The organism is Corallococcus sp. AB011P, assembly GCF_003611605.1.
Classification (GTDB): Bacteria; Myxococcota; Myxococcia; order Myxococcales; family Myxococcaceae; genus Corallococcus; species Corallococcus coralloides.
This window is the reverse complement of sequence record NZ_RAVX01000015.1, coordinates 1-14937: the sequence shown is the minus strand read 5'-3', so window position 1 is coordinate 14937 and position 14937 is coordinate 1. Positions and strand designations below refer to the sequence as shown.

Sequence of the window (14937 nt, the reverse complement as noted above, 5' to 3'; positions counted from 1 at the left end):
AGCAGCTGGGGACTTCTATCAATTCCTATGGACTTAGCGCTTCCGCATCGGAACCAGCTTCAGGCGACCAGAGGGTGATGTCGTCGTCAGCCGTCCCGCCGGAACTGCCACCATCCGACCGTCCGGCCCCTGCAGCCCGGTACCGCCCTTCGGGATCGCGACCATCCGGCCGTCGCTTCCCTGCAGCCCGGTACCGCCCTTCGGGATCGCGACCATCCGGCCGTCGCTTCCCTGCAGCCCGGTACCGCCCTTCGGGATCGCGACCATCCGGCCGTCGCTTCCCTGCAGCCCGGTACCGCCCTCAGGAATCTCTACACTCACTCCATCGCTACCACTCAGTTTGATACCCATGTGAACCACCTCCAGTGCGCAAGCGACGCTTGAGGCCTATTTTCCTGACACGCTGGTTCCATTTTTGTGAGTGCCCGCTCAGCCGCGCCATGACGGGAGTGTCACCCTGTCCATCAGGGCTTCGGGCAGTGGGCGCCGGTGTCCACCCAGGCCTGGATGAGCGCGCCGAACTCCGCCTGCGTCCCGGGCACCGGCTCGCGTCCGGGGCCCGGGTTCCAGCCCCAGCCCACGAGCACGTCCTCCGCCATGTGGTGCTGGATGGCGGACAGGTCCTTGCCGCCGTTGCGCTTCGGGTCCTTGAGCTGCTCGCAGATTTCGCCCAGCGAGCGCCCCACCCACGCCATCCCCACCGGGGCCAGGGCCCACTTGGGATTGCCCGGGATGCTGGCCACGGTGGCGCCCACCGTGGGCGTGTTCGTCGCCTGATGACAGGCCGTGCAGGGCAGTCCGGGCGCGCCGTGGCCATCCTCGCCGCCCACCACCGCCGGGACGTGCGCCTGCTGGGCCATGCCCTGCCGGGGCCGCCCGTCCGGCGGGTGGCAGTTGGTGCAGCGCGGATGGGCAATCACCCGCCCCGCCTCCACGAAGAGCGCCACGGAGCGCGCCTGCGTGTCCTCGATGCGCGCGAAGGACGCCACGGGCCGCAGCGCTCCCGGAGCAACGGGGACTTCAGCATCAGGCGACCGCGTCGCGCTCCGGCAGCCCGTGAGCGCGGCGACGGCACACGACAGCAGGAGGACGGCGCGGTGGCTTCGCATGCACTTGGAAGCGTGACATGGGACGACAGGGGCCAGCCATTCTGGTCCCCGCCGAATGTCCACCTTCCGGACTCGGAACGCCGCCGCCGGGAGGCGGCTACTGCGTGCGGCCCTCAGCGCCCCACGCCCATGCGCGTCCACAAATCCAACAGCGTGCGCAGCACGGACGCGTCCGGCACATCCGCTGCGGGCGGCACGTCCACGCGGATGCCGTGCGCCGCCAGCCGCGTGAAGGGGTTGTTCGCATCCGGCGTCTTCAGCGGCACGGACGGATCCGCCGGCCGGAAGCCGAACGCCAGCGCCCGGGCCTGCACCTCCGGGCTGCGCAGGAAGGCCACCCACTCCAGCGCCGCCTCGTGCTGCTCGGGCGTCACCCAGTCCGCCTGGAGCACCGCCGCCGGATGGTCGCTCCACAGCGTCACCGGCGGATAGTCCACCCGCAGCGGCCCCCACCGGCCCTGCGCGTGGTCCAGCTGCGCGATGGCCAGGCTCTCGTACACCAGCGCCAGGTCGTAGCGGGACGGCCCGTAGCGCACCAGGTCCGTCATGAACGTGCCCGTGGACGGCTCGAAGCGCGTCACGCCCCGCTCCAGTCCCTGGAGCCAGGCCTGATAGCCCGGATCCAGCAGGTCCCCTTCCTTCACGCCCTCGCGCCGGCCCAGGTACTCCAACGTCGCGGACAGGAGTGCCTGCAGGCCGGAGTTGGACTTCCGGGGGTCCGTGTGGCCCAGCTTCACGAAGCCCCACTCCGGCGGGCCTCCCACCGCGGGCCAGCCCCGGTCGCTCGCCACCGCGCGCTGGAGCGTCTTCCACGACAGGGCCGCGCCTCCACCCGCCTTGCGCAACACCTCCATCCGGTCCTGCCAGCCCACGAACACGAGCGGCGTAATCACCAGCGGATGCGGCGCGGCGTCTCCCTGCGTGGCGAACAGCGGCCCGTGCGAGGCGTCCGTCGCCCAGTCCGCCGCGAGCATGCGCAACTCCGCGCTGTCCGCCGGACTCCACACCGTGGGCTTCTCCCGCCCTTCCAGGATGGCCTGCGCCGCCTCCAGCGAACCCCGCCCCACCAGCGTCACCCGCACCCGCGGATGCGTCCGCTCGAACTCCGCGAGCGCCGCCTCCACCCACGCGCGCTTCTCCGTGCTGTAGAGGAACGTGATGTCCGTCACCCGCCGCCGCGACGGCAGCACGGTGGACTCCGGCTCCGGCGTCCCCGGGCGGGGCGCCATCGGGGCCGCCAGCAGGTAGAACACCCCCAGCAACGCGGCCAGCATGCCAATGACGAGGAGAGCCCGGGGCTTCATGCTCCCCCTCGTACCCCGGGTCGCGGTCCCGGAAAGCCCACCGGCGCTTTTGTCACAACCCTGTCACTCACAGCCTCTCCCCCGGCCGCTCCCCTTCCAGGAACCGTCCCGCCAGTTTGTTTGTCCTCATAGGACTGGCAGAATGGGCCAGATGATGACACTGGCACGAAGCATCGCGCTCCTGGGACTGGGAGCGGTGTTCGGGGGCTGCGCGGCGAAGCAGGCCCCGCCCGTCCAGCACTACGCGCTGGGCATGTCCCGGGCGGAGTACCGGGACTACACGGGGGCGAAGGCGAGCCCCTGCGACGCGGAGCCGCGCTGGTTCCAGGACGAGCTGACCGCGGTGAACGGCCTGCTGGCCCGCTTCGTCAAGGAGACGGAGCAGGCCCTGGACCCGAAGGCGCTGGAGCACGCGAAGCACCTGGCGCTGCTGGAGGAGGGCCTGCGCACGCTGCCCCCGGTGCTGAAGGTGCACGAGAACAACCTCCAGGCGCTGAAGACCTGCGACTTCCGGCGCGCGGGCGCGTTCCCGGACCTGGCCCGGCGCGGCGGGGAGCTGCTGACAGAGACGCGGGAGCGGATGGAGCTGGGGCCCCGGATTCAAGCGGCCGCGGCGCTGCGCGAGGCGCAGAAGCAGTGGCGCGAGCAGGGCGCGGAGCGCGAGGCGAAGGCCCGCGAGACGTGGTGCCCGAAGCCCTCGAAGGTGGGCCAGCCGGACCTCTTCTTCGCGCGCGTGTCGCCGGACGGGCGCACCGAGTGGTTCTTCTGCGACGGCCACGTCGTGGAGAAGTCCGGAGGCGCGGACCCCGCGCTGCTGAGCCCCGAGGGGCTGTCGAAGGCGGAGCGCCGCCGGGTGCAGGCGAAGAAGTACCTGGACGCGGCGCAGGCCTACCCCGAGGAGGAGATGGACCGCGAGCCCACGGCCGCCACCCTCCAGAAGCCCGCCGCGTCCGCGGGTGGTAGCGCGGCGGAAAGCGCGCCCTAGCCACGGGCGTGACGCGCGGGCCTCCGCCGTCACGCTCCCAGCCGGGCGAGCCGCTTGGACAGGTGCGCGTCGCCCCCCGCGTCCACGCCGCCCACGAAGGCGGCGAGCGACTGGCCCACGCCGGACAGGTGGGCCTCCACGTGCGGCTTGAGCACGGTCCAGCGCTTCGTCCAGGCGTCCTCGGAGCCGTCGCGCAGGTCGGGGCGCTCGCTGAGGAGCGCCGTCACGCGCAGCGCCAGCTCCGGGTCGTTGAGCGTCCGCGCGGCGGCCACGCCCGCCGGCACCGAGCCCGCGGGCGCGGCCTTCCACATCTCCGCCGCGCGCTGGAAGGCGGCCACGTCCACCTGGGACAAGAGCCCCAGCGCGTGGCGCACCGGCAGCCGTCCTTCCGCCTTGGGCCCCACCACGTGCGCCATCAGCGCGGTGAAGGGCGCGGCCAGGGCCGGGTGCGCCGCGGGATCCACGCCGCCCAGGGCGCGGAGCGCGTGACGGGCCTTGCGTGAGAGGCGCGTCACCTTCCAGCTGGGCCCCTTGAGCTTCGACTGGAGCAGAGAGAGCGCGGACGCGGCGGCGGTCACGGCCTCAGGGCCAGGCGTGGCGGCGACCACGCGGCGCGGCAGCACGAGCGCGGGGGGCGGCGGGGCGGCGGCCTTCGGGGGCGGCGCGGGCGGGGCATCGCCCGTGCTCACCTCTGCGTAGCCCTCACGGACCTTCTCCGCGACCTTCTTGTTGTACTCGCGCAGGGCGGCCTCCTCGTCCGGGAAGGCCTTCTCCTTGCGCTGCCCCGCGGTGCCGATGCGACCGTAGGTGACGATGAACGTGGCGCCCTGGACCTCGGGCATCCAGAACTTGGAGCTGTTGCCGTCGACGAATTCGAACCTGCGCATGACCCGGGAGGCTACTCCAACCCGGGGGGACTTTTCCCGCGCTTCAGCCCGCGTTCGTGGCCAGCGAGCGCAGCCCTTCGTCCCGCGACACGCTGCCCGTGTAGCCCAGCTCCAGCCGGGCCTTCTCGTCGCTCACCGTCACCTCCTGGCCCGCGAGCAGCAGCTCCGTGCGGGACAGGGGCGGAGAGCTCTTGAGGCCCAGGATGTCCCAGACGAAGTCGCTGACCACGGCCACCGTCGCGGCCAGCGCGGTGGGCAGGGTCTTGTCGCCGGGCTCCACGCCCTGCGTCTTCAGGAGCGCGGTGACGAAGGCGCGGAACTCCACGGGCGCGCCGTCGGTGAGGAAGTACGCCTGACCGCCGTGCCCCTTCTCCGCGGCCAGCAGCATGCCCTCCACGACGTTGGCCACGTGGCAGGTGGACGTCAGGTAGTGCCCGCCGCCAATCCAGCGGAAGCGCCCGGACTTCACCGCGGCGACCAGCGCGGGCAGCACGGTGGTGTCCCCCGGCCCCCAGACCATGCGGGGCCGCACGGCGACGGTGGTGAACTCCGGCGAGTTGACCTGGAGCACGAGCCGTTCAGCCTGGCCCTTGGTGGACGGGTACGGGCCCACGGGGCGCTCGGGCAGCGGGTGCGTTTCGTGGAGGTTCACCATGGGGCCGCCGTCCACGAGCACGGCCTCCGTGCTCACGTGCACGAAGCGCTTCACGCCGGCCGCGCGCGCCGCCTCCAGCACGGCCTCCGTGCCACGCACGTTGGTTTCGTAGAAGGCCGCGCGGGGGCCGGACATCTTCACGTGCGCGGCGGCGTGGAAGACGGTGTCGCAGCCCTCCATGCCCAGGCGCAGGCGCTCCGGGTCGGAGAGGTCGCCCTCCCATGGTTCGCCGCCCGCGGCCTGGATGGCCTGCGCGGCCTCTGGAGAACGGGCCAGCGCACGCGCTGGTTCCCCGCGCTTCGCGAGCGCCGCGAGCAGGTGCTTCCCGACGAACCCCGAGCCACCGGTGACGAACGCGCGCACGTGTGAAGTCTCCTCCGTCCGAGGACGCCGCTCCTACCACTCCCTGCGCGGGCCGGGTAGCCCGCGCCTGTCCGTCAGAACATGTCGCGCAGCGAGGGGGCGGGGCCCGAGAACAGGGCACTGGCGGTGTCGAGCGACGCGTCGTCCCCGGTCAGCATGCCGGCGAGCTGGAGTGCGCGAGGCGTGAGGAAGCCGGTGTAGAGCGGCGCCAGGGTGCGCACGTGCAGCTTGAGGCGGCCCTCGCCGCCGGGCCGGACGCGGGCGGTGCCGCCTTCCACCTCCAGCACGAAACGCCCCGTGTTCTCCGGGAGGAGGTCGTCCTCCACGTCCAGGTGGAGCGCGCCGGACAGGCCGGGAGCGAAGCCGCGCGCCTCCAGGGCCCGGGGGACGTCCAAGAGGCGCGTCATCCAGTGCATGGAGAGCTTCACCTGGTAGGTCTGTTCGCGCAGCAGCGCGAGGAGCGGTTCGTCCGCGCCGCCGAACCACATCACGTCCCGCGCCAGCGAGCGGTGGTCGCCCAGGAAGCGCAGGAGCCGTCGCGCGGCGGCGGGCGTGGTGGCGGTGAAGTCCGTGAGCTTGAGGACCTGCGTGGGCACGGCGCCCTGGGGCGAGAGGCTCCGCACGAGGTACACGTAGCCCTCAATGCCGGACGCGCCCTCCACGACGTAGCCGTAGGCGGTGTCGCCGCGGGGCGTGCGCACGCGCCGCCAGATGTAGTCCCCTCGGTCCAGCCAGCCGTGGTGCTGGGAGGCGAAGCGCCGGTAGCACGCCTCCACCGCCGCGTCGTCGGACGGGCGCATGGGACGCAGGGTCAGCGAGCGTTCCCCCAGCTCCAGCGAGGCTGCTTCGACGTGGATTTCGTAGCGCGCGCCGGAGACCTCGTAGCCCACGCGCCGGTAGAGCGGCTGGGTCGCGGGGTAGAGGACGGAGAGGGGTGCGCCTTCGTCGCGCATCTCGCGCAGGAAGTGATGGAAGAGGCGCGTGGCGGCGCCGGCGCCCCGGTGCGCGGGAGCGACGCCCACGCCACCCACGCCGATGAGGGGCACCGAGCGGCCGCCCAGGAACTGGCCCATGCGGATGAGAGTGAGCGTGGCGGCCACGTCACCGTTCACGCGCAGGATGCGCAGCGAGGACTCGGAGAAGTTCTTGCGCACCACGGTCTCGGAGTCCGCGAGCGGCATGGCGAACGCCTGCGCGGTGATGTCCGCGATGGCGGCCAGTTCCTGCTCATCCTTCGGCGGTCCGTAGGCGTCCGTCTCCATTCCGCATCCCCTTGTTTTGCGTCAGGCGGCGCAGCATGGCGCAGTGGAGGGAGCACGGGAAAGGCCGGGCGGATCCGCTGTCACTTCGTGGGCTTCGGGGCCGGCGGCAGGCGTCCGTACTTCCGCAGGGCCTTCACCAGCCGCTCGGGTGGCAGGCCATGGACGCGGACGCTCTGGAACCCGGTCATCGTGTCGGAGGCGAGCATCGAGTTCAGGATGGCCTCCTGGGTGGCCTGCACGGTGGCTTCGAAGAGGGGGCTCATCCGCTCGTTGTCGAGCATGGAGACCGGAGCGACCTCCGTGGAGCTCACGGGCTGGGTGGAGAACGCGAGGAAGATGTCGCCGGAGGAGTTCTCTCCCAGGCCGCCCATCTTCCCAATCGCGAGAGGCACGCGCCGGGCCACGCGGTCGAGTTGGTGCGGCAGGAGCGGCGCGTCGGTGGCCACCACGATGATGATGGAGCCCATGCCTTCCGGAGGCGGCGGACCGGCGCTGGCTCGCCGCGAGCAGGGCGGCAGGTTGGCGCGGTAGGGGCCTTTGGGCGGGGCGTCTCCGAAGTAGCAGGAGCGCAGGTCGGGGATCTCCTCGCCCACGGGAGCGCCCGCGACGGAGAAGAGGCGGCGGCTGCCGTAGTTGCACTGCACGAGCACGCCGAGGGTGTAGCCGCCCTGCTCGGCCGGGAGCTTGCGGGAGGCCGTGCCGATGCCGCCCTTGAAGCCATGGCAGATCATGCCCGTGCCGCCGCCCACGGAGCCCTCCGGAACGGGACCCGGGCGCGCGGCGTCGAGCGCCTGCATCGCGTGCAGGGGCCGGACGTGGAAGCCATCGATGTCGTGGAGGAAGCCGTCCCAGGTCTCCGCGACCACGGGCAGGCCCAGCTCCCAGGTGAGGTCCCGTTTCTGGGCCCAGGCGATGACGCCTTCGTGTACGGCGCCCACGGCGTGGGTGTCGCTGATCATCACGGGGCCGGAGAGCAGACCGGACTCCTTCACCCAATGGGTGCCGGTCATCTCACCGCTGCCATTGAGGTCAAAGGTCGCCGCGAAGACAGGCTGCGCCACGGCCTCCCGGCCCCGGGGCAGCACGGCGGTGACGCCAGTCCGGACAGAGGCGCCGGTGTTCAGCGTGACGTGGCCCACTTCAACGCCCTTCACGTCGGTGATTGCATTGAGCGCACCGGGCTGTCCGCCGAAGGGGATGCCCAGGTCACTGGAGCGCGGACGCGCGGTGCTTGTGATTGACAGGAGGCACAGCAGGCCCAGGAGGACGGAGGGACGAAGTTCCATGAGCCAGGGTTCTACACCTCGACGAACTGTCCTCCCACGATGCCTGTCTGTTCCAGTGCGGCCTTGAGGTCGCCATCGACGATGAGCGCGGACCGAAGTCCCCACGGGCGGAACACACGCTCGTCAGCGACCCTTGCCTTGTCGATACGCAGCCCGGCGACGTACTTGTATCCCCCGACCTTCTCGGGCTGCCCGTCTTCAGGAGTCCAGAGCTTGAACTCTTCACTCGCGGCCTCATCAACGCATCGGACCGTGCGCGCCGCGACGAGGAGGAAATAGGGATCGACCTGTCCCTCGACCTGCACGGGAAAGAGCTGCACGTCGTTGGGGGCCAGCGCGCGAAAAACTTCTGCGGCCCGAGTACTGAGAACGGGCGTGACCCCTACGCCAGCGGAGGTTGCGCCGCAGAAGCATGATGTTTGCTACCCGCATTCGCTCCATTCGTTGGCTCGGGCCCCTCTCGACGTTCGAACAGACCAAGAGTCGATGGACGCCCGCGAGAAGTCCACCTCGCCCGCAAACCCAATTGGTCGAACAGCCGCTCCTGGAGCTTTTCCCACACGCCGGCCCGGGTCCACGACTCCAGCCAGCGCCAGGCAGTCATGCCCGACAGGCCGAACTGCTTGTAGGGCAGCATCTTCCGGGGGATTCCGCCTCGAAGCGCGAAGACGAAAGCTTCCAGAGCCGCTCTATCGTCCGCCCGGGGGCAGCCCGGCTTCTTCCTGGAACGAGGAGGGAGCGGCAAGGGAGCTACGCATTACCAGAATACGTCGGAGACGAGTTCGCGGACCAGGCCCTTCAAGCTGGGGATAGTCGTTGCCAACGATCAGTTCGGCGCCGGCTTTCGTTTGAGCCTGCCAGGGGCTGACGGGCGTGGCAGTCGAAAGCCAGGCCACGGAGCAGATGGAGAGAGAGGGACGCCTGTCGCGGACAGAGGTAGTACGCCGCGTGGGAGGCAGGGAGGCAGGGAGGCAGGGAGGCAGGGAGGCACCCGTAGATTATTGGGCGCGACGGCTGCGTGGTTCCAGCGACAGTGCGATCCGATTGAATGCGAGACCGCGTACAAGCCGACCTCCGAAGTTGATTTCGGAGGAATGACAGCCGATGGCGGAGCTGGGGCGGGTCTGCGGTTTCCCCACCATGAGCTGGACACTCATACGTGTGGAGCACCTCACGCCGCAGGTTTGGAGTGCACTACCATCCCAACTACCTGGCCGAGCTCCGGCTCATCTTCAATGGCGAGCAGATCGCTCGCGCGCACCGCATCCATTCCACTTGAAATCCCGCAGCCATCTCCACGGTGAAGCGCAAGCCCCTCTGGCGGCGGCTTGTGTTCGAGATAAAACATCTGCAATATGGAGCCCTGCGCGTCTGACTCAGGGGGTGCACATGGCAGAAGTGCCGGTGCGAGGTTCATGGCGTCGTCCCACGGTGCGTGGGGCTGAGAGCGGGACTGTGGATGCGTCCGGCACCCGGCCGCCTCTACATCGTCGCTTCGTTCACTACCAAGGAATCATCATGAGAGTTCAAGCGACCTTGGCGGCGATTGCCGCCGCGCTGGCTGTTCCAGCCCATGCAACCGCCCAGGAACTCCTCAAGGTAAAGTTCGGTCCGGCAGGCCCTATCAGTCCACTGCCCATTACCAAGACCTTCTATCTGGAGGGCGAGGTGCCAGCCTCGGTCATGGAGGTATGGCCGGTCTTCGTGCGCTACCGCCGGTCGCCCTTCGCGGCCCCAGCGTTGGAGTTCCATGAGGCTGACAACTGCCAACAGGTGTCGGAAGCGCTCATCCTGGACGACAATCCAGACACTACCCTTCTTGGGAAGCGCCGGGGCCGCATCGGCGTCAATGAACTCTGGAACGACAACTCGGGCAACACCGTCTATGAGGATCTTCGCATCGATCACGGCGCCTATGTTCCAGGGGGGTGGACACGCCCAAAGGAAGATGAGGGCAAGCAATCCACCTTCAGCGTGCTTGTCTCGGCCCCGGAGTTCTTCGTCGACGGTGCCGACTACTGCCTCTTCGTCTACCACAAGAAGACAGAGATTAGAGACGACGCCATCACGGTCCGCAAGCTGGTGATTGGCTATCTTGACGCGGTCGAGGCTGTTCGGAATGGGGCTCCGGCATCATGCTCAGCCCCGGACGGAAAGGCGCTGCCCGAGGAAGAGTGTCTCGTAAGAGCACTCAAGGAGCAGTTGCACCTCGCCAGGAACGAGGAAGAACTCCTTGGCTACGTGAAGGGCACGCTCGTCAACGCAGCCACCCACCTGCGCTACGCCCCTGGCGACATCGTTGCGGAACTCAATGCGTGGCCGGGCCTGCTTGCAGCGCACAGCCATGCTCAAGGTTGGCGGCCGAGCAGCCAGTTTCTCAGCATCGACACAGATCCCCTGGCACATGCAATTGCCGAGACACTTGTGGCGCAAGGCAAAGAGCTGGCCTGGAACGGGAACACCTACCTCTACAAGAAGCTGAAGGTCACACACCTCAGGCTCCGGGCGGACTTCAAGGGGCTGACACTGGCCTCCTCCGCGAAGCCCCAAAGCGTGGATGATTTCGCCGATGTGGACCTCGACCTGGAGACGATCCCGGCCTTGGGGACCAAACTGACGCTGCGCGACGTGCTCGAATATGGGGCTGCCAGGCTTCGTGTCGGCAATGGGTTCGAGGACGCGTTCGCCGCGGCAAAGCTGGTGGAAAAACATGTGGGACTGATAGCCCAAGCCCAAGGGGACCAGGCTCTCCAACTCAAGTCCTCGGATGAGACATTCGCAGCAGGCTTGCAAGCACGACTGCAGGCACTGGCGGACTTTGAACAGCGTGCCCATCAGCTCTGCGTGGCCGCAGCCGCATTCCCAAGGAAACCTCTCTTGGGTGGCACTGAGCAAGAGGTCCTCGCCTCGTTGGGGCAGTGGATTTCCACCCAGGTGCTGAAAGATCCTCCCGATAGCAAGTATCAGGACAGGGCTTGCCCCCCAAGGGCGGACGATCCGCGAAAATGGCCTGAGCGCTATCGGACTGCACCGAGCCATGGCCTGAGGAGGGCCGTGGAGCGGCTCCAGGAATACATCTCAGCCGCCAAGATGTGGCGCGACGCGGAGCGAGACTCGGTGGCGAAGATCGCAGAGAGCCGCATCAGCCCTCCCATCGTCTCCACGACCGCCAACGCCCCGCTTAGCCAGCTGAGTCAGTCGAGCTACGTCGAGGAGTATATCACGCCTATCGTTGGCTATGGCCTCCTGCCAGCTGAGAACGTCGAGAGCATCTCGCGTGTGACTGTCGGCATCGAGCTGACTGCCTATCCCAACTCGGTGAACTCGCCCATGTGGAGCAATGGCTCGAGCGACTGGGGCCGGGCTTTCGCGCTGCAGCTCGGGATCCTGGCGTCTCCCTTCGGGCCTCAGAAGCGGCTGAGCGCTCCACCAGATCTCCCCGTGCCATTCTTCGCGGCTCTGGCCTTCCACCCCGCTCCCTACGTCAGCGTCTCCTATGGCGCCGCTTTCGTCGGTGAACGCCGCTCCACGCTGACGCAGGAGCAGCCCCGGTGGTTGGTCACCCACCTCTTTAGCCTGAGCCTTCAAGCCAACATCCCCGGGCTGCTGGCTGGCCGTACCCCCACCGCCGTGCCAGTCAAGTGAGGACGAGATGCCCAACCAGATCAAGAGCGCGACAGTCGAGTCCAATCCGACCCGTTCGAAAGCCTCAGCCAGAGCGATTGTCACCTACGAGAAGGATGGTGCCGACACCCTATTCATACATCCCAGCGAGGGTTTCTCCGTCACCCCGGAGAGCGTTCTCCTGACGCAGCTCGATCGGCAAGCCTTTGGCATCGTGTTCGAGCGGTCACCGCAAACCGCAACCTCTGCCTGCAGGGTGAGCTGGACGCTCGGCGATGCCCAGTATACGTCCATTGTGGAGGTATTCCCCGCGGCTCCCCACTTCGAGGTCACCGCGGAGAGCCGCTCGCTTCGAGATGGCGGCTCCGTCACGCTCAAGCTGCGCCACCTACCCGGCGCAAGTAGGCGGCTCAAGGTACGCAACACCCCCTCGTTCGAGGCAATCCTTCAGACAAACCAGATGGAGCAGCGCGTTGGGGCGTCGCCCCTGGTCGAGTCCGAGGTCGTCCTCGTCATCCGGCGCCGTGCCCACACCAAGGGGAGCTACGCCGTGGTCGACCTCGAACTCGACGGCGAACTCCGCTCGCTCACGTTCAAGATGGAGAAGCCATGAACCGGGGCACGTACCTGCTCATCCTGCTCTTCGCGGGCTGTTCGGCGTCGGAACTGGAGGAGGGTCCCACCCTATATGTGGAGCGATGGGATGCACAGCAAAAGTGTTTCCGCGCCTGCGGCGAGGTGCCTGCGCCTCCAGCGGAGCTGGGCTTAGAAAGCTGCGCGGACTCAAGCGTCGTCCCGGGCGAGTCATGCCAGTTGAGACAGGGGACGGACCTGCTCCGGGTGATGGCCCACTACACAGACCTGCGGTTCGACAACCTGAAGGAGGTGACCGCCCCCACCCTCAAGATGCAGCTCGATGGAGCATCGCAGGGAAGTGACAAGACGCTCGTGCAGCGTCACCTTAAAGCGCCCTACGACCAGGAGTACGCTGCGGTAACAGAGGTCTTCGTCCCCTCCACGCCTGGGCGGAGCCTGACGCTCCTCGTGGGGGACGGCACATACACGACGCCTACGCCAGCCCTTCCGCTCACGGTGCCCGGCGAGTTGTCCCTGAGAGTGGGGAGCTGCGCGAGCAACATCTGTGACGGGCTCCCGGCGGGCCTGGGCGAGGAGGAGCTTGTTGTCTCGGCACCGGCGGGTATGGGCCGGGAGGCCGTCGTCTATGCCACCGCGCTGGGGCAGACCACCAAGCTGGAACTGGCGTTGGAGCGAGAAGGAGACCGGCTGGTGGGGCGAAAGTTCCTCTCCGTGCCGGATGCCCCCGAGGGAACATGGCGCTTCGAGGGGCGTATCGACTCGTACGCCCTGCCAACGCGAGTGGTGAACCTCACAACGCCTGACATCTCGGCGCACGTGGAGGGCTGTGACAGCGAGTCCTGCGAGGCCGTCGCCGGAATCGGTACGGTCGGCATTGTGGTCCGCGTTCCGGCGACGCTGCGCAATCGACAGGTGACCATCGCCTCCGTGTTGGATGGCATCGAGATGCCAACATCCACACCACTCGAGCTCACCGAGAGGGAGGCGGACTCGTTTCTCGGGCGCAAGGTGCTGGTAGCGCCCAATCAGCCGGGCAGCACGTGGCAGTTTCGCGTGCGGGTGGGGAACTTGCTGCCCGTGACGCCCTCGGCGCACCTGCTCCTTCGTGGGCCTCGGGATGCGCGCATCGCCTTCGTGGGTCCCACCATCACGCTCTCCCAGGTGGACTTCTCCAATCCCGCCTCTCCGCCCCGGCGGGCCGCGCGAGAGGTTCTTGAGAGCTGCCGCACCATCGGCGTCGCGGTGATGTTGCCGGATGAGCCGAAGAAGACCGTCCGGGTGCGCACTTCGTTGGGCACCTTCAGCAACGGCTCAAGTGAACAGCAAGGGATGCTAGATGAGTTGGGCCGATTGCTACTCCCTCTTCAGTTGGGCGAGGAGGAGAGTTCCCGGACGGTCATCCTTCAGGTGCTGACCGGCGATGTTCTCCGAGGCGCCGCGACATGGAAACTCGATGAGGTATGGCCCACGGGTGGCCAATTGCTCGCGCCCCGGACCACTGTGGAGGTGGGCCAATCAGGGATTCCGGATGCACAGCTCTTCGGGCGCCTGACCGCCCCTAATGGTGCCCCTTTCCCCCCGGGTACGCAGGTCTCCCTCTCGCTGCAGGCGGTGCCAGACGCATCAAGCCCATCCGCGGCCTGCGGGCCCCTGCTCCCCCCTGAGCTGCTGAACTGCCAGCCTGGCATGGGGTGTCTGCTCGCTCCGCGTACCGCCACGGTCCAAGACAGTGGCGAATTCATCATTCCGCTGACGAGGGGGCTGTGCTTCCTCGGGCAGGTCACGGTGACGGCACGGGCCCGAAGTGGGGCCGAGGCAGCTCCGGACGTCTGCCTGGGAGACCGACAAATCTCCAGCGAGCCCGTGCCCGTGGGGGTTGTGTCGTTGCAATTCGTGGCGGCTCCTTGAGGGGGCTCCTGGCCTCTCCCAGGCGGCCTCGGTCGCGGGGCGGACAGCAGCGATGTTCAGGGGCTTACCCTTGAGTCGGAGTTCTACACTTCAACGAACCTCCCGCCCACGATGCCGGCATGTTCCAGGGCCGCCTTGAGGTCTCCATCCAGGATGATGGGCAGGAGAAATCCCCAAGGGCGGAAGATGGCGGCGTTGCCCACCTGCGTTGTGTCGATGCGCAAGCCGGAAACGACATGGTACTCCCCCACCTTGTCGGGGCGTCCGTTCTCGGGCGTCCAGCGTCGTGCTTCTTCACAGGCGGCATCGTCGATGCAGCGAATCACGCGCATCACATTGAGCAGGTAGAACGGCTCGGCCTGTCCCTCGACTTCCACCGGGAAGAGCTGCACGTCGTGGAGTGCCAGCTCGCGGAATACAGAAGCGATGCGCCCACTGACGATGGGCGTTCCTGCCACCGTCGTCTTGTCGAAGTCCAGTGGCTGACCGGGCCGCGACAGCGGCACACGTAGCGTCCCGGGGTCCATGACGGTCTTCCCGGATACAAACGCCCAGATATCTGGAACCGGTTTCCCATCCACATCGGTGGGCTCCCGCAGATACCAGCGGCCCGGTGCATCAATGTCGATGTCGAGTTCGAAGAAGTGTCGCGGCATGGTGGCTCAACCCTGGGGGTCCTTCGTGATGAGCTTCCGCAGCTTGGTCCCAGCAGTCACGAGCTCTTTCGCGATCGTCGCCAGTTCGTCAACCAATGCGGCACGGCACTGCCCGGCGTCCTGGCATCCCAGCATTACACGCCGGAGCCGACGCAGGACCTCTGCGTGGTACTCTGAGAGTCCCCCGCTTCCGTGGACACCCCCGATGTGATGGAAGGGTGTGGGATGTCGGAAAGCGAGAAGAGGCAGCGGCGGCAGCGGCGTAGTTTCAGCCCAGAGTTCAGGGCTGGAGCGGTGAAGC

At 68.0% G+C, this 14937-nt stretch carries 14 protein-coding genes and 1 pseudogene; 4 read left to right on the top strand and 11 right to left on the bottom strand.

Annotated elements, in window-relative coordinates:
* Positions 1-33: 33 nt before the first annotated feature.
* The 3 genes from D7X30_RS29160 to D7X30_RS29150 form a co-directional block, all read right to left on the bottom strand.
* Positions 34-351, bottom strand: coding sequence for a hypothetical protein (locus D7X30_RS29160; RefSeq protein ID WP_147443350.1), 318 nt, complete (start codon positions 349-351; stop codon positions 34-36).
* A gap of 113 nt (positions 352-464) precedes the next feature.
* Positions 465-1109 carry an Isoquinoline 1-oxidoreductase subunit gene (locus tag D7X30_RS29155; RefSeq protein ID WP_120566248.1) on the bottom strand — a complete coding sequence of 215 codons (645 nt, stop codon included), beginning with the start codon at positions 1107-1109 and terminating at the stop codon, positions 465-467.
* 113 nt (positions 1110-1222) lie between these two features.
* Entirely contained in the window at positions 1223-2413 is a 1191-nt protein-coding gene (locus tag D7X30_RS29150) for a substrate-binding domain-containing protein (protein ID WP_120566247.1), read from the bottom strand.
* Between the two features lie 151 nt (positions 2414-2564).
* On the opposite strand from D7X30_RS29150, the gene D7X30_RS29145 reads away from it, so the two are divergent.
* Positions 2565-3398 carry a hypothetical protein gene (locus D7X30_RS29145; protein WP_233591848.1) on the top strand — a complete coding sequence of 278 codons (834 nt, stop codon included), beginning with the start codon at positions 2565-2567 and terminating at the stop codon, positions 3396-3398.
* A gap of 29 nt (positions 3399-3427) precedes the next feature.
* On the opposite strand, the gene D7X30_RS29140 is transcribed toward D7X30_RS29145, so the two are convergent.
* The 6 genes and pseudogenes from D7X30_RS29140 to D7X30_RS43870 all read right to left on the bottom strand — a co-directional run bounded on the left by D7X30_RS29140 (position 3428) and on the right by D7X30_RS43870 (position 8596).
* Positions 3428-4285, bottom strand: coding sequence for a WGR domain-containing protein (locus D7X30_RS29140; RefSeq protein ID WP_120566245.1), 858 nt, complete (start codon positions 4283-4285; stop codon positions 3428-3430).
* A gap of 43 nt (positions 4286-4328) precedes the next feature.
* On the bottom strand, positions 4329-5303 hold the full coding sequence (locus tag D7X30_RS29135) for an NAD(P)-dependent oxidoreductase (protein ID WP_120566244.1): 975 nt from the start codon (positions 5301-5303) through the stop codon (positions 4329-4331).
* A 74-nt stretch (positions 5304-5377) separates the two neighbouring features.
* Positions 5378-6565 carry an enhanced intracellular survival protein Eis gene (eis, locus tag D7X30_RS29130; protein WP_120566243.1) on the bottom strand — a complete coding sequence of 396 codons (1188 nt, stop codon included), beginning with the start codon at positions 6563-6565 and terminating at the stop codon, positions 5378-5380.
* An 80-nt stretch (positions 6566-6645) separates the two neighbouring features.
* Positions 6646-7851: a P1 family peptidase gene (locus tag D7X30_RS29125; protein ID WP_120566242.1), complete on the bottom strand. Its 1206-nt coding sequence runs from the start codon at positions 7849-7851 to the stop codon at positions 6646-6648.
* Between the two features lie 11 nt (positions 7852-7862).
* Positions 7863-8210 (bottom strand): annotated as a pseudogene (locus D7X30_RS29120) (imm11 family protein); the annotation flags it as partial.
* Positions 8211-8233: 23 nt separating this feature from the next.
* Positions 8234-8596 carry a transposase gene (locus D7X30_RS43870; protein WP_120566240.1) on the bottom strand — a complete coding sequence of 121 codons (363 nt, stop codon included), beginning with the start codon at positions 8594-8596 and terminating at the stop codon, positions 8234-8236.
* Between the two features lie 773 nt (positions 8597-9369).
* Between D7X30_RS43870 and D7X30_RS29110 the strand changes: the two genes are divergently transcribed.
* From D7X30_RS29110 to D7X30_RS29100, 3 genes are read left to right on the top strand one after another with little or no spacing between them, the layout of a single operon-like run.
* Positions 9370-11496, top strand: coding sequence for a hypothetical protein (locus D7X30_RS29110; RefSeq protein WP_120566239.1), 2127 nt, complete (start codon positions 9370-9372; stop codon positions 11494-11496).
* 7 nt (positions 11497-11503) lie between these two features.
* Positions 11504-12088 carry a hypothetical protein gene (locus D7X30_RS29105; RefSeq protein WP_120566238.1) on the top strand — a complete coding sequence of 195 codons (585 nt, stop codon included), beginning with the start codon at positions 11504-11506 and terminating at the stop codon, positions 12086-12088.
* Positions 12085-13980: a hypothetical protein gene (locus D7X30_RS29100; protein WP_120566237.1), complete on the top strand. Its 1896-nt coding sequence runs from the start codon at positions 12085-12087 to the stop codon at positions 13978-13980. The genes D7X30_RS29105 and D7X30_RS29100 overlap by 4 nt, the downstream gene beginning before the upstream one ends.
* 83 nt (positions 13981-14063) lie before the next feature.
* On the opposite strand, the gene D7X30_RS29095 is transcribed toward D7X30_RS29100, so the two are convergent.
* On the bottom strand, positions 14064-14636 hold the full coding sequence (locus D7X30_RS29095) for an imm11 family protein (protein WP_120566236.1): 573 nt from the start codon (positions 14634-14636) through the stop codon (positions 14064-14066).
* A gap of 6 nt (positions 14637-14642) precedes the next feature.
* Positions 14643-14843 (bottom strand): AHH domain-containing protein, encoded by a 201-nt coding sequence (locus tag D7X30_RS43865; RefSeq protein ID WP_370051783.1) that lies wholly within the window; start codon positions 14841-14843, stop codon positions 14643-14645.
* Positions 14844-14937: the final 94 nt, after the last annotated feature.